Origin of the sequence: Flavobacterium cupreum, assembly GCF_003996965.1 — a bacterium.
Classification (GTDB): Bacteria; Bacteroidota; Bacteroidia; order Flavobacteriales; family Flavobacteriaceae; genus Flavobacterium; species Flavobacterium cupreum.
On record NZ_QWDM01000017.1, the window covers coordinates 101,430 to 123,066 of the forward strand.

The window sequence follows — 21,637 nt, forward strand, 5'->3', positions numbered from 1 at the left end:
GGCCAAAAAAGCTATTCGCGATCTGCCTGCTGAACTCACGAAAAACGCAATAAAAAATCATTTCGGACAAAAAAAATCTAACGAATAGCAAAAAATAGCTGTGTAAATTCGTAATTTTACATTCTAATCTACAACGTTTTCGAAATGAATGCCAATATTGAATCAAACCCGTTATTAGACCGATTGCCTAAACATTTAAAGCAATTCATTAAACCTCAGGATTATAGCGATTACACACCTATAAATCAAGCAGTTTGGCGCTATGTGATGCGTAAAAATGTGGATTATTTATCAAAAGTGGCCCATCATTCTTACCTGGATGGTCTGCGAAAAACGGGAATTGAAATAGATTCTATTCCTAGTATGTATGGCATGAACCGGATTCTGACCGAAATTGGCTGGGCTGCGGTTGCGGTTGACGGATTTATTCCGCCTAATGCTTTTATGGAATTTCAGGCGTACAACGTTTTGGTTATCGCATCAGATATCAGACAATTGGAACATATCGAATACACACCTGCACCGGACATTATCCACGAAGGTGCCGGCCACGCTCCTATTATTGCCAATCCGGAATATGCGGAATACCTGCGACGTTTTGGAGAAATTGGCTGCAAAGCTATTTCATCGCATAAAGATTATCAGATGTACGAAGCGATTCGCCTGCTTTCTATTTTGAAGGAAGCCGAAGATACGCCACAGGAAAAAATCGACGAAGCCGAAAAAGCAGTTGCTGATTTACAAAACAACATGGGCGAGTTATCTGAAATGGCCCAGATTAGGAATCTGCATTGGTGGACGGTTGAATACGGACTGATCGGAACGGTTGAGGATCCGAAGATATACGGTGCCGGATTGCTTTCGTCTATTGGCGAAAGTGCCTGGTGTATGACCGACAATGTGAAGAAAATCCCTTACGATATTTCAGCAGCGAATCAGAATTTTGATATTACACAATTACAGCCCCAATTATATGTAACTCCCAATTTCTCTTACCTGAGTTTGATATTGGAAGAATTTGCCAATAAAATGGCTTTGCGCACCGGAGGAATTTCCGGGATAAACAAACTGATTCATTCGAATGCTTTAGGCACAATTGAACTAAGTACAGGCTTACAGGTTTCTGGTGTTTTTACCAATGTGATTGAAGACGAAGGAAAACCTGTCTATATTCAGACCACCGGAAAAACAGCTTTGGCGTACCGTGAAAAAGAATTAGTAGGCCACGGGACTTTGACACATCCGGAAGGATTCGGAAGTCCGATTGGGAAACTGAAAGGTTTTAATCTCGCGATTGAAGATATGAGTCCAAAGGATTTACAGGCCTATAACATTGTTGAAAATGAAGCTGTAAAACTAGAGTTTGAAGGCAATATTATTGTGGAAGGTGAAATTATTACCGGCTCCAGAAACCTGCACGGAGAAATCATCCTGATCAGTTTCAGGAATTGTACGGTAACACATGGCGAGACCGTATTGTTTCAGCCTGAATGGGGAAATTACGATATGGCCATTGGCAAAAAAGTCGTTTCGGCATTTTCAGGACCAGCTGATGTTAATAGTTTTGACCTCATTAATAGTGTTCCCACAACAACAACCATAAAAGCAAAACATACTGACGAACGTGATGAATTAGAAACGCTATATCAGACTATTCGCCTGATCAGAGAAAATAAAAATTCAATAACAGAAGTGAAATCTGTCTTTGAAAAACTTAAAAATAATCATGCTAACGATTGGCTGCTTTCGGTAGAAATCGCGGAGCTTCTGAAAAATTCGGATGATACTGCGTTACTGGAAGAAGTTTTAATTTACCTGGATCAATTGAAGGCAAAACGTCCTGAAGTCGCGCACTTGATTTCGGGTGGTCTGGATTTGATTTTTGATAAGAAAGCGGTTTAGTTTTTTTTGTTAAATACTAAAGTTTTTGTACTGCTCGATTTTGACGCTGATTTTAGGGATTTAAACTGGTTTGCACAAGATTTTTTTTGCAGATTTGGACAGATGGAGCAGATTATCTTTTTAGGAAAATGGGTTTGTTCGCGGATTTCACGGATTTAAACTGGTTTCCGCAGATTTTTTCCCGCAGATGGGGGCAGATGGGCCTGATTTGATTTCACGCAAAGTCGCGAAGGCGCAAAGTTTTCTATGTGTTTTGTGATTCGAAGGAGGACAACCTAGTGATAGCGAACAGACGAAGTAAAAGATCAAGGATTGATCTGTAGCAAAAAAACCTTAGAACCTTTGTAACTCTGAACCTTTGAACCTTTCCTTTACAATTTCAAATCCTGGTTAAAATCTGTATCCGATTCAATGGTTTTTCCGTTGTACTGTAACTTCCAGCCCATTGAATTGGTTAAGATCAGAATCTTAGACAGCTCACTGATCAGGCGGTTTTGGGCATTTGATTTAAGGGAAGATTTTTCGATTTTCTTTGCCAGATTGGCTTTAACTGATTTATTAATTTTATTGTAGTCGTCTCCTGTAAACGGATTTAGTTTACTTTGTTCGACATCATAAAACTGAATATCGGGATTGATTGTTATTTCTTCTTTTGGAATATTCAGAATGGTAATCGTTTTATTTTTTTCGTCGATATCGTATTTCATTTTATGCAAATCATACGCTACCGTAACATTTGCGTTCACGACAACAAGGGCTTTCTTCTCAAAAGAAACCATATTCATCAAGTATTTCTGTTGATTTTTATAGGTGATCACTTCTGAAAAATGTCCTTCGGTCACCACTAATTTTCCAACATTTACGATTTGCTGCTGAATCAGATTGGTGTTATAGTCAATTGTAGAATCATCTTCTTTTTTGAATTGGCAATATTTGAAAGCCAAAATCACAAGAACTACAATTACTGCTACGGATAAAATTCTTTTCAGTAAGTTTTGCATTATAATTTAATTAGTAGACCAATTTACTTCTTTTTTTCAAAAGGATTCTGGTTGGGGTGAAGTTTTTTTTGCCACGAATGGCACGAATTTTCACTAATCTGTGCTTTGTGTTTATTGATAAATTCCACCCGCGCTAATTCGTGTTAATTCGCGTAATTCGCAGCAAAAACATTCTGGAATCTTTCTTTGGCCACGAATGGCACGAATTTCCACTAATCTATGCTTTGTATTGATTGATAAATTTCAACAGTTGAAATTCGTGTTAATTTGTGTAATTCGTGGCTAAAAAAATTCCTAGCGGAAAAAAAACTTTAAAAAGGATATCCTATCGCAATATTCAGAATCAGATTTTCTTTTCTCCAGGGGCCGCTTTCGAAGTTGATATCGTCAATCACCCATCTTTGTCCTTCAGGAAGGTACGGAACACGTAACGGAAATGCTAAATCGGTTCTTAAAACCAAAAAAGACAGGTCAAAACGCAATCCCACTCCTGCTCCCACCGCAAGCTGTTTCATGAAATCTTTAGTGATTTCTGCACCCTGGCGGTTTGGATCATTATGTAGTAGCCAGATATTACCGGCATCTACAAAGACAGCTCCTCTTACGATACTAAAAAGTTTTGCGCGGTATTCGGTATTAAACTCCAGTTTTAAATCGGCAGACTGATCCGGCACATAATCATTAGCAGTGACTTCGGCCTTATAACTTCCCGGACCCAGCGATCTTGCCCTGAAAGCACGAATACTGTTGGTTCCTCCCACTACAAACTGTTTGGATGTCGGAAGTGCATTGGAATTTCCATAAGCGTATCCAATGCCGAGAATCACCCTGCTGGCCAATTCGCTTTCCTTTCCTAATTTTAAATAATGTCTTAAATCTGTTTTTACTTTCACATATTGGCTAAACGGAACATCGAATATATTTTTGACATTGTCTTTTTTGATGCTGGCGCCTGTTACCAATCCGGTAATATTTCCGGCCAGATCTAATTCCCCATTAAAATAAAACGTATTTTTTTTACGCTTTTGCATCGTATTGGTGTAAGTAAACGAATAGGTAGGCCCGAAAATCAATTGTTTTTCGATTACTTTGCCCAATGCTTGATCTTCTGCTATAGCAGCCAGATATTCATCCGTTACATGATTCGGGCTTACGTAGGTCACATCAATAACATTCAGCTGATGTTCTTTACGAATGTTTTCTTTCCACAGGTATCCAAAGGAAGAATTAAACGAATTCAAGGCATACAGCTGCGTTCTGTTTTGATATTCGTATCGAAGGGTGGCCTTGGTCCTTGGCACAAATTCGCTGTTTCCCTGAATATGAAAGGGCGTAATAAACCTTGGCCACGTCAGACTGGTTTCTGCACCGAGTTTAAAAATATTCTTCCCGCTGTTCTTTCCTGAAAGCTGAAAATCAGCGCCTCCAAAAACAGATACGGTAAACAATTCAGCACCGCGAAAGAAGTTTCTGTTGTTCCAGTTGACATTAATTTCGGTTCCGGTATAACTCGCCGAATTGGTTTTTCCCAAAACCTCCACACGAATAAACTTCTTTGGCAAAAGCGTTAGGTAGTAATACGAATCCAAAGTCTTTGGTATACTGTCCGACTCCCGAAATTCGTTTTTAACGAAATTAAAAGTTCCGAGATTTACAAAACGGTTTAAGGTAAGATTGTGGTCTTTCCTGTTATACAAATCGCCTTTTTTAAAATAGATCGTTCTGTCAAAAACCCTTGGTTTAAAAGTATCTGCGGTATCTATAATCGTAAAATCGTTGTATTGTTTGATATCTCTTTTGCGGTAAACGACACTGTCATTGGACAAAGAATAATTCGGATAAACAAATATGTTACCAATCTTATACGCTGTCAGTGCTTTTGCCGGTGCTTCGTCTTTGATGACCAGTCTGATTTTAACTTCATGATCGCCTTTGCTGCTGTCTACTTTGGCCAGAATATAATCGGGATTAAAATAGTAATATCCCTTTTCTTTTAGCCTGGCATCGATTCGTTCTCTTTCGGCTTTAATAAGGTCCAGATCGTATGGTTTGCCTACTTTCAGCAGACTTCTTCTGGCTGATCTGGCAATAATTTTGGACATTTTCAGCGAATCATCGGGAAAAGTAACACTTTTTATAATGTATTGTTTTTTAGGCGTCACGGTATATTCGGCTGTCACCCTTTTGTTTCTTACGGTAGAATCTGCACTTACCCTGGTTTTGAAATAACCTCGATTTTCGGTAAAATTTCGCAAAACGGATGCATTATAATCCAGATCGACTTTACTGAAAAGTACCGGTGGTTCCCCTACCGTATTTCGCAGCCAGTATCGGATTCCTTTTTGCTTTTTAGGTTCTCCTGCAATATTGTAGATCCAGAGTTTAGGTTTTAACCCAAAGATCTGTTTATTTGGTTTAGGACGAAGTAAGCCTTCCAGTTCCTTTTCCAGTGCTTTTCTTTCTTTCTTTTTTATAATGGAATCTTTTACAGTCACAGAACCTCCTGTATACAGCAACTCACCTTCCGGCAGGTATTTCGTATTACTGCATCCAAAAACAAAAAATAAGGACAGCACTATAAAATACCTTATACAATGTGTTTCTATATTGCTATGTTTTTTGCTCATTTCCTTCAATTTGATTTTCCGGTTGATTTTCCTTTTTTTCTTTTTCTTCTTTCTCTTTCTGTTTTCTTTTCTCCTTACGGACTTTTTCTTCTTTAATCAATTGTCTTTCGGCTTCTGTACGGTGAAAAAGTTCACGGAATTTATTGTAACTCATCGTGATAATAAAAGCTACTCCTGTTTCTACTACCTGCCCTTCAACGGCCACCTGATATTGATTTTTTCGATATGCCCGAACCATATAGCGTCCGTCTTTTGTAAGCTGATAATCTAAAGCGACATCACCCGCAATATTGGTACTTTCTTCGTTGGCGCGTTCCTGGCCTTCTACTCCAAAACTGCTTCCTACGGTCACCTTCAATCGGTCGTCGAGTAATTTTTTAGAAACCGCAACATTCAGGTCGGTTCTGTTTTCCATCGTTCCGGTCGTATAATCCTCTGTCGATTCCAGGTCAAATTCTAACTGAACTCCTGTAATCAATTCTCCCGCAAGGTCATTTAACTGCTGGGATAAAATTTTACTTACACTTTGTCTGGCCAGTGTTGCTGCACTTGTACCGCCACTTTCGCTCTCAAACGGATTTTCACCTACAAATCGGTTCAGTAATAAAAGTGCAAAGACCTGTTTGTTTAATTCGTTCGGATCTTGCTCCAGCTGTTTTAGTTTGGTCTGCGTAAGTTCTACCACATTCGATGCCACATCATAACTGCCGTCCGGCAAAGTAATTCCAAATGAAATTTCCGGTTTCAGTAATTCGCCTTTCATCTTTAATAAAGTCTGAAAAGGCAGTTTTTGCTTAAAGGTATTTTTTACCGCCGGATCCATCCCTGACAATTGGTTTCCAAGCAAATCAATCGGCGCGGTGTTGACTTTATAAATGGCCGTAATGTTTAACGTCGCCATTGTTGGTTCTCCGTTCCAGACGATTGAACTTCCTTTCTGGATATCAAATTTTCTTCGGATGGCATTGAAATTCATTTCGTAAGCTCCATCCGTGAATTCGTATTTCCCTGTTAATGTAGTTTTTCCCGATTTGTCAATACCTCCAACGAGCTGCGCTTCTCCTTTTAGATTTAGATAATCCCCATTTCCTTTATCAATGACCAAAGTAAGTTCTGCTTCTTTATCGATCGTAATGGCCACGTTGACATCCATACCTTTTAACTCGGCCTGATCGAGTTTGTTTTTCATGTCAATCGTTTGTTTCAGATACATATTATCTTCATTAACAAACTCAACAATCCCTTCTCTGTCCGCAATGGAAGGATCTGACTGTGGCAAAACAACGCTGAATTTTGTTTCTTTATTTATTTTGATTGTCCCGTTAATAACCGGACTTTCAAGGTTTCCTTTGATGTTTAATTTCGTATCTAAAAATAAATCACCGTAAAACAAATCATTATCCGCAGCTTTCGAATGAATCGCCCTGAAATCTTCTGCCTGAACCACTAAGGCAAAATTAAAGTTTCTGAAATCTGCTGACTGAATGGTTCCGTCGACGAATAATTCATTGTCATTTTCATCCAGAAGCGAGAATTTATCAAATGAAATGGTTTCGTTATTGAAAGTGATTTTCTCGTTATTGGTTTTGAAATAAGAATTCAGCTGTGTGATTCTGAAACCGGTATCATTAAAGTTTAATTCACCGGCAATTTTCGGCACCGATGTATTTCCTGTAATTTTGAAATTCCCCGATAAAAATCCGGTTCCTTCGGTAACATTACCCATTGTGAAACCCTGAATACTTTTGATATTCAATTTATTAATCGCAACATTAAAATCTAAATTGCCACCGTTGATTTTGTAATTTCCGGTAAGGTTTACATCGTTTCCTTCCCCACTCAAAACTACATTGGCTGCTAATGTATTGGCTGATTTGTTATCTACTTTTATCGCAATATCCCCTACAGGTTCTCCTTTAAAAGCAAAATCAGCTATTTTTATGTCTGAAGTAAAAATGGGCGATGTCATTACGTTTTCGACCACTGCATTTCCGTTAATTAACCCCTGCATAAGCAGTTTGTCTTTTTTGACGATATTCAGAATGGTTTCAATTTTGAAATTCACGAAATCAACTTCAATCGGTGCATTATCCTGATTGTTTTTAGACTGTATTTTAAGTTCGTTTCCGGAATTCGCGAGAAAAAATTTATTGATATAAAGCCTTTTATCGCCCATCTCAATTGCATTTTCAGGATCGATACTCCATTTGTCGTAATTCAGTACAAAATTTTCCGGGCTGATTTTTAAAATGTTTTTACCATCCTGACGCAGAAATTCTCCGGCAATAACATACTGTTCTTTCTCTTTGGTATCTTTTACCTGCAAAGCATAGGTAAGAATATTATTTTCAACTTTACCGGACAAACTGGTAAACGGAACTTTCAATTCACCGCTTTCTATGGTTGCCACGGAAATCTGATATTCCAGCGCGTTTTCTTTGCCTTCGATATTTATTTTTCCGTCGGAGATGGTATTATTGGCGTACACAATTCGCGGAATCGTTCCTTTTATTTCCAAAGAATCGGTTACGTTATTGTATTTCCCTGTAATTTTAATTGGCTCCAGTCCTGTCAGTTTCGGAACGAGTTTAAATAATATCGGATCATTGTCTACAGTTAGCGTAAAAGCCAGACGCTGTTCGTCTGATTCCCCGTTTACTTTCGGATTTTTCAGATCCATATATTTGGAAAGCGATTTTTTTATAGCTGCTGTTAAGGTCGTCAGTTTGTACTTTCCGTCTACTTCGGCTTTTAAAAACTGCGAGCTTAGCTTGATATTGTTTCTGGTATTATCTGAAAAAGCAATGACACGAACCGAATCTAAAACGATTGGTTCTGCAGCCTGTAAGATCTGTATATTGGAAAGAAATACTTTTCCGTTTAAAAAATCCGGATTACTATTGGCAATATCTGCATCAACATTTCCGCGCAATTTCATTGGGCCGGCATGAAGGTTCAGTTTTTCGAGATCGGCAATATCCAGGTTTAGTTTTAATTTTACGGATGGATATTTGTCTTTCGTATCACCACTGGCTACAAGATCAAAATTCAGGTTCGGGTCTTTCATGCCGGATTTTACGGCAAAAGATCCGTTTTCGATATGGCCTTTCAAAGCCAGATTTCTGTAGGTATATCTGTTGAATACCGCCTTCTGAATAATCCCGTCCAGTTCTGCCTGAGCCGTTTTAGGATCCAGTCCCTTTCCTTTTACTTTTGCTTTCAGCGTGATTTTCCCAATGGAATCGTTTTTGATTAATCGTCCCAAATTAAAATCAAGCAAATAAACCGTTGCGTCGTATTTCTCTCTTTTTTTGACGCGCTGATCAAACAAGGCATCTACTTTTGCATTTCCGAAACTACTGTTCAAAGCCAAATTGGTTTTGAAATTCTGCACGGAACCTTTAAATTTTCCAATTAAATTAAATTGTGAAGGCAACTGAATGTTTTTCGGAATGGTTCCTGCCGGCACAAAAGAATATACGTCTTTAGCAGTGCTGGACAGTTTTTTAATATCCAGGTCGTAATAGGCTTTTTGGGCATCCGGCAAGCCTTTGATTTTCCCCGAAAGGGAAACTCTTGTGGTTCCGATTCCGCTCATTTCAAATAACGGAATATTCAGGTCTTTGATTTTTCCGTTTAAACGGGTATTCAGGTATAAAACTGCATTAGGATTACTTTTAAACGGATTTGACTTTCTTAAATCCGGAGCGAAAAGCAAAATATCTTTGAAACCCACTTTAGATTGATTTAAATTGGCATCTAAAGTCAGGTTTCCTAAATCCTTTTTTAATGCGTCAAGTGATGCATATTTCAACGTGATTTTATTCTGTAAAAGCGTTTGTGGCGTTCTTACATACAAATTCTCCAGAGAAGCATTTTTTGGCCCGTAAAAGAAATTGGTTTTTAAAGACTGAATTTGCAATCCGCTTTTTTCATTGGCGGCAAGTGCTTTTATATTTCCGGAAATGGTATCGTTTCCGTAATATAATTGGTCTGCAATAAGATTGAATTTGCTCAGATCAAGGTGACTGTAATCGATGCCTTTTGGATTTGGTGTAGACTGCATATCATCAAACCTGAAGGCTATATTCTGAATATTTACCGTCTTTAGTTTTACTTTCCAGCCGGTTTGTTTTATTGCAGTCGAATCTAAACTCGGTGCTTTAATTTGTTTGTCTTTTGTGCCTAAGCGTAAGTTTCCTTTCAGGTTTTTCAATTCGAAAGAATCAAAATCCAAAAGCTGTTTGTTCAGGTCAATTTCATTGACTGTTAAATCTAAATTGCCCAGTTTTATTCCCGAATCCAGTTTTGAATCTTTATTATCGTAAGCAATATCAATTTTTGACAAACTGATTTTATCTAATTTTAATTTGAAGTCTTTTCTTTTAGAAATAGTATCAACGGTTTCAACAGAGACTTCTGCAATTTTCTCTACAGCAGCCTGATCTAAACCTAATTTCAATCCGTTTAAGTTAATATTCGGAATATCGAAATCCATTTTGTCCAAATCGAATTTATTGAATTTGGTATCAAAATGCGTCAGTTTTACTTTGACATCATTTTTGGCAAAATCATCCTTAAAATTAAAATTAATATGATCCAGCCTGACGTCGACCACTGATATTTTAAAAGGTTTACTATCGGGATCTTTGGGTTTATCGTCTTTTGATTCGAATGCTTTAATGATATAATCGAAATTAAAAACACCTTCCTTATTTCGCGAGATATTGGCATTGACATTCTCAAGTGCAACGGAATTAATTTCGAGTTCACTGCTAACCAGTTTAAACAAATCCACATCGACCTCTAAACGTTTACCAGCCAGCAAGGTATCTTTATTCTGATCTTCAAAATAGAAACCTTCCAGCACTACATCTTTCGGGAATTTTATAGAAATATGATCTAATGAAACTTTGGTTTTTATTTTGTTATGAAGGTAGGTTACGGCTTTGTCTTTGACATAGTTCTGAACCGACGGTACCTGAATTAAAATAATGAGAAGTAATAAAAGTGCAATAATAGAACCTACGCACCAAAGCAGAATGCGTAATGTTTTTTTAAGAAAATGAACTGATTTCTTATTCATATGTTAATAAAACACTTTTAGATTAGAATTGCGTTAGTGTATGGACTGTTTTATACAGCCTACAAAATTGTAAAATTTTAACTTTAACAATTTACATAATTACCGTCAATTATTCTAAAATTTCACTGCCAAATAGTTAATTTCTTACTTTTTATTTTTCATAGAATAGCTAAAAACTCAGACATTTTTTTCTTTAAAGGCTGATTTTAGTTGATTTTTAAAATCTGATGTGTGGTAATTTTTCGCCCAGAAGATTCATTTTTTGTTGCAGTTTGGCTAAGAATTTCCTATGTTGTTCCGATTCCGGATTGAAACTTCTGTGACGCAGGCTTTTTTGTATTTCTTCTACTTCCTGCATTGTCGAAATACTGTTTTCTGAAATATAATTTTCAGAAAATCTTTTCCAGATATAATCAATTGCTACCGGGTTGGGATGCAGCATATCGTCGGCATAAAAACGATAATCGCGAAGTTCGTCCATCATGATTTCGTAAGAAGGAAAATAGTTATGCGTTATGGGTTGTGCATTATGCGTTTTTAAAACCTGATGAAGTGCCGTAAATAAATGTGATTTACTAAGTTGATTTTCTGTGAAACCATCTTTTATATGACGAACCGGGGAAATGGTAAAAATGAAATTGATATCGGGATTCACGGCCTGAATTAAATCGATGGTATTCTGAATGCTTTTCTGAATGCTGTCAACGGATAATAATTCTTTTACAAACTGTTTTTGCGGGACTTTATGGCAATTGGCAACGATGGCATTGCTTTCTATATTTTTGTAAATCCACGATGTTCCGTACGTGATAATGATATGTGTAGCTTGTTTTAACTGTTTGTTGGTTATTTCTATCGCCTTATTCAGTGTTTCGAGTAATTCCTGTCGGTCTGAATTGCTTAAATCGGAATGTGTTTCGAAAGAATGCCAGCGTTCGTTATGAAAGAAAACATCTTTCTCTGTAAATAATTCTTCCCGAACTGTTCTTTCTATTACTTTTTCAATAGAAACCGGATTGAATAGTATTCCGAACGGATTTGTTTGATTCTGAAACTTAAAATAGTCGAACTTATCAGCCATGTTTTCAGCAAAACAGGAACCCATAGAAATTATTTTCGAATTATAATCGATTGGATTATTGGTTTTTGAAATTGGAATTAAGGTTCTGAATTGCATGGCTTATTATTTAATCACGAATTTCACGAATTTCCACCAATAAAAAAACCAAATATTGAAGTATTTGGTTTTTATGAGACATAGATTCTAATAAGTGTACTCAATTTCATATTCTACTGATCCTCCTCCACTCAATGAGGTGTTTCTGATTGGATAGCCTCTTTCATTATAAGTATAACTTGTTAAATAAACGGTCGGATTAGTATTTTCAGATGATATTTTGGTGTTTTTTATAATATTATTTTTTCCAAATCCATAGATTTCATCTAGTAGTAAATTAAAACCTAAAATATTTTTAAGAGGATTCTGTTTTGTATCATAATCATAAACTGATGTTGTTGTTATTGAATTTACCTTTTGTTGAAGTTTTACAAGATTGCCATTTTGATAAGTCAAAGTTCCTTCATTAATTAAATTCTCAATTTTAGTTGTTGCATCAACAGAATAACTTAAATAAGAAATCAGATCATTAGTATTCTGAGTATAGACTGTTTTTTGTATATAATCACTGCTACCACTTTGTCCGTTAATAATTACTCTATAGATTCTGGTCTTTAATTTTCCATTTTCATATGTATATGCAACCTCTTTAACTATGGTTTGGTTTCCTTGTTTATCCAACTTAAACACCGCTTGCTTTGTAATAAAATCTCCATCGTAGGTAAATACTGTTTTATATCCCTCTTCACTGCTACTTAAAATTTTGTTTCCGCTGTACATCGCACTACTTTTACTATCAACACCTAGTAAAAGGGAAGGATATATATAAGAAATAGTTTTGGGTAGTACAGAATTATCTTGTTGAGAAGAATTTTCAGGGGAAGAATTTTCATCATTAGAGCAAGATGTCAATACAAATGTTACAGTGCAAAAAAGAAGTAAAAGTTTTTTCATGTGATTAGATTTTTTCTGGGATAAATATAAATTAATCAAAAACAAAAGCTTAAAATAATTAACACTTTTAATAACAATAAATCAACTTCACAGAGCCAAACAATTCACTACTTTTGCATCTTCTATAAATTTAACTTCACTTATGAAATTACTATATTCTTATATAATCAGACACAAACTGCTGCTGCTTTTTGCGTTGATTATGGCTACTATTAATATCTGCTTCAGTTTATCAGATTCGATCATTACCGGTAAATTAATGCAGGACTGCGGGGTTGGACTCGCCAAATACAAAGGAAACGAAATGGGTTTTATCAGGTCTTTAGCTTTCTGGCTGGGACTTTCCCTTGGTGCTGCCATGATTTCAAGAATCACCAAAAATTTCCAGGATTACTTTACCAATATTGTCATTCAGAGAACCGGGGCGCAGATGTATACGGACGGAATTAAAAAATCTTTGGATTTACCGTACGCTGAATTCGAAGACCAGAGAAGTGGTGAAACACTGAGCAAACTGACCAAAGTACGTTCTGATTCCGAAAAATTAATTACACTTTCGATCTCACTAATCTTTCAGACGATTATTGGATTCGTCTTTGTCATTCTTTACGTTTCCCGAATTGATTACCGTATTTCGATAATCTTTTTAATTACGGCACCCATTATTGCTTTAGTAAGTTCTTATCTGGGTAAAAAGATTAAGATTGTTTCCAAAAAAATTGTAAACCAGACCAATGCTTTGGCCGGTTCAACTACAGAAAGCTTAAGAAACATCGAACTGGTAAAAAGTCTTGGATTAACCTATCAGGAGGAAAAACGTCTGAATCTGAATACCTTTAAAATTCTACAGCTGGAACTGGAAAAAATCCGTTTCATCAGGAGTTTAAGTTTTATTCAGGGAACCACCGTTCACTTTTTAAGAACCTGTGTTGTTTTTACTTTGTATTACTTTTTATTTGGAGGCAAAATTATTGTGGGAGATTTACTAACCATGGTATTTTTCACCTTCTTTATTTTTGGTCCGCTTCAGGAATTAGGGAATTTTATTATTGCGCTGAACGAGACCAAAGTTTCCATGGAGAACTTCAGGATACTGCTGAATGCTCCGAAAGAATTTCGCCCGAAAAATCCAAAACATGTAGGGGCAATTCAGTCTTTACTTTTTTCCAATGTAAGCTTCAAGCATAAAACAGCGAAATTCAAAGCGGTAGAAAATATTAATTTCGAAATCAAACAAGGCCAGACCGTTGCTTTCGTTGGCCCATCAGGATCCGGAAAAACCACGCTGGTGAAATTACTGGTCGGCTTGTATGTTCCGGAAGAAGGGCAGGTTCTTTATAATGAAATTGACTCAACCGAAATTGATTTACTGGATTTAAGAAAACAATTAGGTTTCGTTACTCAGGATGCTCAGTTGTTTTCGGGAACGATTCGGGAGAATTTATTATTTGTGAAACCAAACGCAACCGATGAAGATTTATATGATGCCCTGAAAAGAGCAAGCTGCGAAAAATTACTCAGACGCGCCGAAGATGGCTTAAATACTACCATTGGTGAAGGAGGAATTAAAGTTTCCGGCGGTGAAAAACAGCGTTTGTCTATTGCCCGTGCTATTTTAAGAAATCCTAATTTATTGATTTTTGATGAGGCCACTTCTGCCCTGGATTCTATCACGGAAGAAGAAATTAATGCAACCATCAGAAACATCTCAGATAAAAACAGAATCACGGTTTTAATCGCACACCGATTGTCTACCGTAATGCATGCCGACAGAATTTTTGTGCTGGAACAGGGGAAAATTATAGAACAGGGGAAACACGAAGATCTAATCGTTGAAAGAGGTTTGTATTACGCGATGTGGCGTCAGCAGATTGGAGAACGAAAGTAATTTTCAAGGTGCTAAGTTACTAAGTTACTGAGCTTTTTTATGCTGAAATACAAAACCCGACAGATTAAAAATCTGTCGGGTTTATTGTTTAAAATAGTAAAGAAATCTCAGCACCTTAGAACCTCAGCTTCTTAGAGGCTTTTCCATAATGAAAACTTTACAAAATCAATTGTTTTTTCGTAAACGTAAAGATGTTATTTTAATTGAATGGCTAAATTTTTAGCGAGTTTTTCAAATGCACCAATTACCCTTTCATACTCATTGATTTCTATTGTTTTTTTCTCCATCCCAATTACTTTTTCAAAATGAATTACCAGTAGTTTTTTCGAATTGATTGTATCGATAAACTCAATTGTTGCAGACAATTTAGCAGGTTCTAATGCATAACCCGGATAAATCCAGGTTAAATTCACCTTCATTAAACAGGGCGAATCAGTAACTATTTTACGTTCTCCTTTTTTAAAGTAATTATTAAAATAATTTATAAATGCCGGATTGTAATATTGATCCCGGTTTGAAAACCAATCCCGCCTGAAAGCTGCCGCTTTTTCGGGATTGGATTTTCTTTTTTCCATTTTTTCTTTTAAAAAATCTTCTTCTGAGTCAAAACCATGAACCTGAATATTTTCATAATCAAAGGCTACGGTAAAGGATTTGATTTCTTTTATATTTTCGAAACCCCCTTCATAGATCTGATATCTTTGAGCGTAACTAAATGATGTAAGAACAATTGAACAAATAATAATTAGTTTTAGTTTTCTATACATAACTTTTTAAGCTCTAATTTAATATCCATGAAAAGTTTCAGATACTCTTTTATTTAACAAACTCAACCGCCTTAGCCAAAGCCTCAGCAATTCCGTTAGCATTCTTCCCTTTTCCGGAGGCGAAGAAAGGTTGTCCTCCCCCATTTCCTTCAATATACCTTCCTAGTTCCTTAATCACAGCATTTGCATTTAAGCTTTTAGCTGCTACCAGTTCTTTAGCAATATAACAGTGGATGTTTGGCAGACCATCTTCTACTGAAGCCAGGAACACAAACGAATCTGCTTTTGAACTTCCCAGTGCGGATGCCAGCTCTTTTGTCGAAGCCATGCTTAAATCTACTTGTTTAGCAAGGAAATTTATGCCGTTTATCTCTTGGAAATCTTTCTCTAGTTCGGTTTTTAAAGCGCCGACTTTTTCTTTTAGCAGCTGCTCGATTTGTTTTTTCAGTTTCGCATTATCATCCTGCAAAGAAGCCACTGATTTTAAAATATCCTGTGGATTTTTTAGTGTTTCTTTTATTTCAGCTAAAGTATTCTCCTGATTTTTATAGAAGTCTTTTACGGCATCACCTGTAATCGCCTCAATACGGCGAATTCCAGCGGCAACTGCACCTTCAGAAATGATTTTGAAATGCCAGATTTCAGCTGTGTTTTTTACGTGAATTCCACCACAAAGTTCTTTACTGTCACCAAATTCAATCATACGGACATTATCTCCGTATTTCTCTCCAAACAAAGCCATGGCACCTTTATCGAGTGCTTCTTTAATCGGAATATTTCTGTGTTCCACTAATTGCAATTGGGCTTCAATCTGTGCATTTACACTTGCCTCCACCTGACGCAATTCTTCTTCTGAAACTTTAGAAAAATGCGAAAAATCAAAACGCAAATAGTTCGGATTTACCAAAGATCCTTTTTGCTCTACATGAGTTCCCAAAAGGTTTCTCAAAGCCAAATGCATTAAATGCGTAGCAGAGTGATTTTTAGAAGTTGAACCTCTTAAATCGGTATTTACTTTTGCTGTAAAACCAGCTTCAATATTTTCAGGCAATTGTTTTGCAAAATGCAGAATCAGGTTATTTTCTTTTTTAGTATCGATGATTTCGATCGTTTCATTGGCAGAAACCAATGTTCCTTTATCTCCAACCTGTCCTCCGCCTTCCGGATAAAATGGTGTATTGTCTAAAACGATTTGGTATAAAATCCCGTCTTTCTTAGAATCAACTTTACGAATTCTGGTGATCTTTACGTCGTTCTCTGATTGATCGTAACCCACAAAAGTCTCTACGTTTCCTGGAATCAAAACCGACCAGTCTTCTGTTGAAACTTCTGATGCAGCGCGGGAACGTGTTTTTTGTTTTTGTAATTCAACTTCAAATTCTTCTTCATTATAGGAGAAACCTTTTTCTTTTAGAATTAACGCTGTCAAATCTTTTGGAAAACCAAATGTATCATACAATTCAAAAACCTTAGCACCAGAAACTTCTGAACCGCTAGTTTGTGCAATTACATTATCCAACAACTGTAACCCCTGATCCAGCGTTCTTAAAAAAGAAGCTTCTTCCTCGCGAATTACATTGGTAACTAATTGTTGCTGCGATTTGATTTCCGGGAAAAATTCTCCCATCTGATTGGCTAAAACCTCTACCAATTTATTGATAAAAGGTTCTTTTGTATTTAAAAATGTAAATCCGTAACGAATTGCACGACGCAAAATCCTGCGAATTACATAACCGGCTCCCGTGTTGGATGGCAACTGACCGTCGGCAATGGCAAAGGCAACCGCCCGAACGTGATCTACAATTACACGAATCGCAATATTTGTTTTATTTTGTTCTTCCGAGATATTTTTTATCTCGTCAGAGGTATATTTTAATCCTGTGATTTGTTCAACTTTCTCGATAAGCGGTGTAAAAACATCGGTATCATAATTAGATGTTTTTCCCTGTAATGCCATACACAAACGCTCAAATCCCATTCCGGTATCCACGTGTTGTGCCGGAAGTTTCTCTAACGAACCATCTGCTTTACGGTTGAATTCCATAAATACATTATTCCAGATCTCCACTACCTGCGGGTGATCATTATTGACAAGGCTCTTTCCGGAAACCTGTGCTTTTTCTTCTTCAGAACGCAAATCAACGTGAATTTCAGAACAAGGTCCGCAAGGTCCCTGATCTCCCATTTCCCAGAAATTATCTTTTTTGTTTCCAAGAATAATGCGGTCTTCATCAATTAATGTTTTCCAGATATCCCAGGCTTCCTGATCAAACGGGACATTATCTTCCTTACTTCCTTCGAAAACAGAAACATACAGATTTTCTTTAGGGATTTTATATACTTCTGTCAGTAAAGTCCATGCCCAGTTGATAGCTTCTTTTTTGAAATAATCACCAAAAGACCAGTTACCCAGCATCTCAAACATAGTATGGTGATAGGTATCAAAACCTACATCCTCAAGATCGTTATGTTTTCCTGAAACACGAAGACATTTTTGCGTATCGGCTATTCTTTTACTTTTTGGTGTTCCGTTTCCTAAAAAATATTCTTTAAACTGGGCCATTCCCGAGTTATTGAACATCAGGGTTGGATCGTCCTGAAGAACGATTGGAGCAGATGGAACGATTAAGTGTCCGTTGCTCTTGAAAAAGTCTAAAAATTGTTTACGTACGTCTTGTGATTTCATGTTGTAATTAGAAAATGTGATAATGTGTTAATTTGATAATTAAAAAATGTGTTAATTTGAAAATGCGATAATTAGATAATTTTAAATTAAACTTACAGGTTCAAACAATAAATTACCCGGTTCTCTCATTATCTAATTATCAAATTGACTCAATTATCTAATTATTTTATTCTTGAAAAAAAGCCCCGAACAACTGAAACATTTATTAAATTTGTTAGACTAACTATTTTACAAGCTGCAAAAATAGGGTATTTTAAAATATGGCGAAAGTAAAATATTATTACGACTCAGAAAATCTGGCTTATACGAAAATAAAAACCAGAAAGAGAATCAAAATCGGTTACGCCTTACTGTTTTTGCTGGCTTCAGCCCTGTTTGGCTTTCTGGTTTTCGTTCTTTTAGTCAACACTCCTTATTTTGAAACCCCAAAGGACCGTCTGCAGGCACGTGAAATTGAAAATTTGAAATTGCAGTATTCGATTCTGAATAAAAAAATGGATGAGATTAATGAGGTAACCGAAGCGATAGAAGACAGAGACAATAATATATACAGGGTTTATTTTAATAAAGCTGAAATTCCCGATTCGATCCGGAAATCCGGTTTTAAGGACCTGAAGAGATATAAAGATTTAGAAGGTTATAACAATTCGCAGTTGGTACTGAATACAACCAAACGAATTGACAGACTTTCGAAACAATTGGCCATTCAGTCCAAATCACTGGATGAGATTTTGAAATTAGCCGGTGCCAAAGGAAATTTGCTTTTGGCAATTCCTGCCATTCAGCCAGTCCGGAATGAAAATTTAAAACGCGTTGCTTCCGGTTTCGGGTATCGAATCGACCCTTTCACGAAAGTGCGAAAAATGCATAACGGCATGGATTTCACCGCCAGTACAGACACTCCTGTCTACGCAACAGGTGATGGCGTGGTAGCAAGAGCTGACAATACAGCGTCAGGTTTTGGAAATCATGTGGTCATCAGGCACGGTTTTGGATATGAAAGCCTGTACGCTCATTTAAGCAAATACAACTGCAGGCCCGGACAACATGTAAAAAGAGGCGATGTGATTGGATATGTAGGAAGCACAGGGCGTTCTGAAGGCCCTCATTGTCATTATGAAGTGCACAAAGACGGAAAAGTGGTAAATCCGTTGAATTTTTATTACGGAAATATTTCGGCAGTAGAATACGTGGCCATTTCACATATGGCCAATCAGGAAAACCAGTCATTAGATTAACACTGCAAAAAGTAGTAAGTTTGAAGTAAAAAACAGAAAAATATAAATCATGCATATTGAGCTTTCTAAAGATAAAAGATATTTCAGCATTGGCGAAGTGGCCAAAGCCTTTAATGTCAACGCATCTTTGATCCGGTTTTGGGATAGCGAATTCGATATTCTGAAACCTAAAAAGAATGCAAAAGGCAACAGAATGTTTACACCGGACGATATTACCAATTTACAGTTGATTTATCATTTGGTCAAAGAACGCGGTTTTACACTCGAAGGAGCCAAAACCCATTTGAAGGAAGGACAAAAGAAAACATTAGATAAATTCGAAATAATACGTAAATTAGAGTCCATAAAAACACAATTAACAGAAATCAAAAACGAATTATAACATCATTATTGAAAAATTAGAAATAAACTTAAATTAAATACACATGAAAAGATTTTTGCCTTGGATTATCGGAGCAGTTGTTATTATTGGAATATACGTCTGGGCTTCTGGAATTTATAATAAAGCGGTGACACTTGATCAGGATGTAAAAGAAAGCTGGGGAAATGTCAATACTGCATATCAGAGAAGAAATGACCTTATCCCAAATTTAGTAAATACCGTAAAAGGATATGCTGAACATGAAAAAAGTACTCTAACAGCAGTAATTGAAGCCCGTGCTAAAGCAACTGCTATTACAATTGACCCAAGTAATGTTACTCCGGAGCAATTAGCTGCATTCAATTCCGCACAATCAGGAGTTTCATCTTCTTTATCCAAATTATTAGTAAGTGTTGAGCAATATCCAAATCTGAAGGCTGATGCAAGCTTTATGAAATTACAAGATGAGCTGGCCAGTACAGAAAATCAAATCTTAACAGCCAGAACCCGTTTTAATGAAGCTGTTAAGCCTTACAACAACAACATCAACACTTTTCCACGAAATATTCTGGCTGGATTATATGGTCTTAAAGAAAAACCATACTTTGAAGCAAGTACAGGAGCTAATAAACCAGTTGAAGTAAAATTCTAAAAAAGATTTAATATTTTTGATTAATGATTTAGATTTCAGATGCAGTCTGAAATCTAAATCTGATCTAAACTCTAAAATAATTTCAATGTCAAAAGTAGAAGATTTTTTATCCAAGGAAGAAGAACAAGATATTGTTGAAGCGATTCGCGTGGCCGAAAAAAATACTTCTGGCGAAATTAGAGTCCATATAGAAAAAACCAGTTCTAAAGCTCCTTTTGAAAGAGCTTTAGAACTTTTTCATAAATTAAAGATGGATGAAACCCAATTACAAAATGGCGTTTTATTTTATTTTGCCGTCGAAGACAAAAGCTTTGCTATTTGCGGAGATAAAGGCATAAATGATGCTGTTGCCGCAGATTTTTGGGATTGTACCAAAGATGCCATGACAGAACAATTTAAATTAGGAAATTTCAAAAAAGGTATTGTCGACGGCATCCTGAATGCAGGCGTACAACTGAAAAAATATTTCCCATGGTCTGAAGAAGACACCAACGAATTATCTAACGAAATCTCAAAAGGATAAATAATGAAAATTTCCACAAATAAAACTTCAAATTTCAAAGGAATCTTTCATTTATCCTTTCTGTTAGTTGCTTTCCTTACTGTTACTTGCGCTTTTGCCCAATTTAAAATTCCGGAAAAACCAAGTCTTCAAACATCAGTTTACGATTATGCGAATGTCCTGAGTGCTGCCGAAAAAGCGCAATTGGAACAAAAACTAATTCGTTATTCAGATTCTACGACGACCCAAATTGTGGTCATTACGATAGAAAGCCTGCAAAATGAAGACGTGAGCCTGCTGGCTACCAAATGGGGACAAACGTGGGGCGTTGGAGGAACGGCAAAAGATGACAATGGTGTTATTATTTTACTGGCCAAGAAAGAAAGAAAAATTGCCATTAATCCGGGGTACGGTTTAGAAGACCGCCTTACCGCAGGAATTGGCGGAGAGATTATCAGAAATATTATTATTCCCGAATTTAAAGCCGGAAGTTATTACAACGGCCTTGACAAAGGAACGGATGCCTTATTTGACGTTTTTAAGGGAAAATACAAGGGAGAACGCAAACAAACCAAAGGAAAAGATTTCCCAATCCTTCCCTTCATCATTATTGCTGTAATTGTATTAATTTTGCTGTCCCGAAATAAAAGAGGCGGAGGAGGAAATTCAGGAAATAATGGCGGAGGTCCGAGCCTGATGGATGTAATTCTGTTAAGCAGTCTTGGCAGAAGCAGTGGCAGCGGCGGCGGATTTGGCGGTTTCGGTGGCGGATCATCCGGCGGCGGCGGCGGCTTCGGTGGTGGATTTGGCGGAGGAGGTTTCTCCGGCGGAGGTTCAAGCGGAGGCTGGTAGTGTT

14 protein-coding genes are annotated in these 21,637 nt (G+C 36.8%); 7 read left to right on the plus strand and 7 right to left on the minus strand.

All coding sequences use genetic code 11. The features are described 5' to 3' along the window. Window positions 1-144 precede the first annotated feature (144 nt). The gene (locus D0817_RS21060) at window positions 145-1,902 is read left to right on the plus strand and encodes an aromatic amino acid hydroxylase (protein WP_127340325.1); all 1,758 of its coding nucleotides are present in this window, start codon (window positions 145-147) and stop codon (window positions 1,900-1,902) included. A gap of 371 nt (window positions 1,903-2,273) precedes the next feature. On the opposite strand, the gene D0817_RS21065 is transcribed toward D0817_RS21060, so the two are convergent. The 5 genes from D0817_RS21065 to D0817_RS21085 all read right to left on the minus strand — a co-directional run bounded on the left by D0817_RS21065 (window position 2,274) and on the right by D0817_RS21085 (window position 12,687). After that, window positions 2,274-2,903, minus strand: a complete 630-nt coding sequence (locus tag D0817_RS21065) for a DUF4230 domain-containing protein (protein WP_127340326.1) — start codon at window positions 2,901-2,903, stop codon at window positions 2,274-2,276. 311 nt (window positions 2,904-3,214) lie between these two features. After that, on the minus strand, window positions 3,215-5,530 hold the full coding sequence (gene tamL, locus D0817_RS21070) for a translocation and assembly module lipoprotein TamL (protein WP_127340327.1): 2,316 nt from the start codon (window positions 5,528-5,530) through the stop codon (window positions 3,215-3,217). Continuing rightward, entirely contained in the window at window positions 5,514-10,616 is a 5,103-nt protein-coding gene (locus D0817_RS21075) for a translocation/assembly module TamB domain-containing protein (RefSeq protein WP_127340328.1), read from the minus strand. Before D0817_RS21075 ends, tamL begins: the two co-directional genes overlap by 17 nt. 217 nt (window positions 10,617-10,833) lie before the next feature. After that, the gene (locus tag D0817_RS21080) at window positions 10,834-11,793 is read right to left on the minus strand and encodes a GSCFA domain-containing protein (protein WP_127340329.1); all 960 of its coding nucleotides are present in this window, start codon (window positions 11,791-11,793) and stop codon (window positions 10,834-10,836) included. Between the two features lie 87 nt (window positions 11,794-11,880). Then, on the minus strand, window positions 11,881-12,687 hold the full coding sequence (locus tag D0817_RS21085; RefSeq protein WP_127340330.1) for a hypothetical protein: 807 nt from the start codon (window positions 12,685-12,687) through the stop codon (window positions 11,881-11,883). 142 nt (window positions 12,688-12,829) lie between these two features. Between D0817_RS21085 and D0817_RS21090 the strand changes: the two genes are divergently transcribed. After that, on the plus strand, window positions 12,830-14,575 hold the full coding sequence (locus D0817_RS21090; RefSeq protein WP_127340331.1) for an ABC transporter ATP-binding protein: 1,746 nt from the start codon (window positions 12,830-12,832) through the stop codon (window positions 14,573-14,575). Between the two features lie 194 nt (window positions 14,576-14,769). On the opposite strand, the gene D0817_RS21095 is transcribed toward D0817_RS21090, so the two are convergent. Together D0817_RS21095 and alaS are read right to left on the minus strand one after the other, a co-directional pair. Then, window positions 14,770-15,342, minus strand: a complete 573-nt coding sequence (locus D0817_RS21095) for a hypothetical protein (RefSeq protein WP_127340332.1) — start codon at window positions 15,340-15,342, stop codon at window positions 14,770-14,772. Between the two features lie 49 nt (window positions 15,343-15,391). Next, window positions 15,392-18,028 (minus strand): alanine--tRNA ligase, encoded by a 2,637-nt coding sequence (gene alaS, locus D0817_RS21100; protein WP_127340333.1) that lies wholly within the window; start codon window positions 18,026-18,028, stop codon window positions 15,392-15,394. A gap of 260 nt (window positions 18,029-18,288) precedes the next feature. Between alaS and D0817_RS21105 the strand changes: the two genes are divergently transcribed. From D0817_RS21105 to D0817_RS21125, 5 genes are all read left to right on the plus strand, one after another. After that, the gene (locus D0817_RS21105; RefSeq protein WP_127340334.1) at window positions 18,289-19,266 is read left to right on the plus strand and encodes a M23 family metallopeptidase; all 978 of its coding nucleotides are present in this window, start codon (window positions 18,289-18,291) and stop codon (window positions 19,264-19,266) included. 49 nt (window positions 19,267-19,315) lie between these two features. Further along, window positions 19,316-19,648: a MerR family transcriptional regulator gene (locus D0817_RS21110; RefSeq protein ID WP_127340335.1), complete on the plus strand. Its 333-nt coding sequence runs from the start codon at window positions 19,316-19,318 to the stop codon at window positions 19,646-19,648. Between the two features lie 43 nt (window positions 19,649-19,691). Further along, window positions 19,692-20,279, plus strand: coding sequence for a LemA family protein (locus tag D0817_RS21115; RefSeq protein WP_127340336.1), 588 nt, complete (start codon window positions 19,692-19,694; stop codon window positions 20,277-20,279). Window positions 20,280-20,364: 85 nt separating this feature from the next. Next, window positions 20,365-20,802, plus strand: a complete 438-nt coding sequence (locus tag D0817_RS21120; RefSeq protein WP_127340337.1) for a TPM domain-containing protein — start codon at window positions 20,365-20,367, stop codon at window positions 20,800-20,802. 3 nt (window positions 20,803-20,805) lie between these two features. After that, complete coding sequence (locus tag D0817_RS21125; protein WP_127340338.1) at window positions 20,806-21,633, plus strand: TPM domain-containing protein; 828 nt, start codon at window positions 20,806-20,808, stop codon at window positions 21,631-21,633. The last annotated feature ends 4 nt before the right edge of the window (window positions 21,634-21,637 follow it).

Bases quoted from the DNA above. Each gene is read 5' to 3' on its own strand.
- D0817_RS21060 (WP_127340325.1), top strand. From the start codon at position 145: ATGAATGCCAATATTGAATCAAACCCGTTATTAGACCGATTGCCTAAA.
- D0817_RS21065 (WP_127340326.1), bottom strand. From the start codon at position 2,903: ATGCAAAACTTACTGAAAAGAATTTTATCCGTAGCAGTAATTGTAGTT.
- tamL (WP_127340327.1), bottom strand. From the start codon at position 5,530: ATGAGCAAAAAACATAGCAATATAGAAACACATTGTATAAGGTATTTT.
- D0817_RS21075 (WP_127340328.1), bottom strand. From the start codon at position 10,616: ATGAATAAGAAATCAGTTCATTTTCTTAAAAAAACATTACGCATTCTG.
- D0817_RS21080 (WP_127340329.1), bottom strand. From the start codon at position 11,793: ATGCAATTCAGAACCTTAATTCCAATTTCAAAAACCAATAATCCAATC.
- D0817_RS21085 (WP_127340330.1), bottom strand. From the start codon at position 12,687: ATGAAAAAACTTTTACTTCTTTTTTGCACTGTAACATTTGTATTGACA.
- D0817_RS21090 (WP_127340331.1), top strand. From the start codon at position 12,830: ATGAAATTACTATATTCTTATATAATCAGACACAAACTGCTGCTGCTT.
- D0817_RS21095 (WP_127340332.1), bottom strand. From the start codon at position 15,342: ATGTATAGAAAACTAAAACTAATTATTATTTGTTCAATTGTTCTTACA.
- alaS (WP_127340333.1), bottom strand. From the start codon at position 18,028: ATGAAATCACAAGACGTACGTAAACAATTTTTAGACTTTTTCAAGAGC.
- D0817_RS21105 (WP_127340334.1), top strand. From the start codon at position 18,289: ATGGCGAAAGTAAAATATTATTACGACTCAGAAAATCTGGCTTATACG.
- D0817_RS21110 (WP_127340335.1), top strand. From the start codon at position 19,316: ATGCATATTGAGCTTTCTAAAGATAAAAGATATTTCAGCATTGGCGAA.
- D0817_RS21115 (WP_127340336.1), top strand. From the start codon at position 19,692: ATGAAAAGATTTTTGCCTTGGATTATCGGAGCAGTTGTTATTATTGGA.
- D0817_RS21120 (WP_127340337.1), top strand. From the start codon at position 20,365: ATGTCAAAAGTAGAAGATTTTTTATCCAAGGAAGAAGAACAAGATATT.
- D0817_RS21125 (WP_127340338.1), top strand. From the start codon at position 20,806: ATGAAAATTTCCACAAATAAAACTTCAAATTTCAAAGGAATCTTTCAT.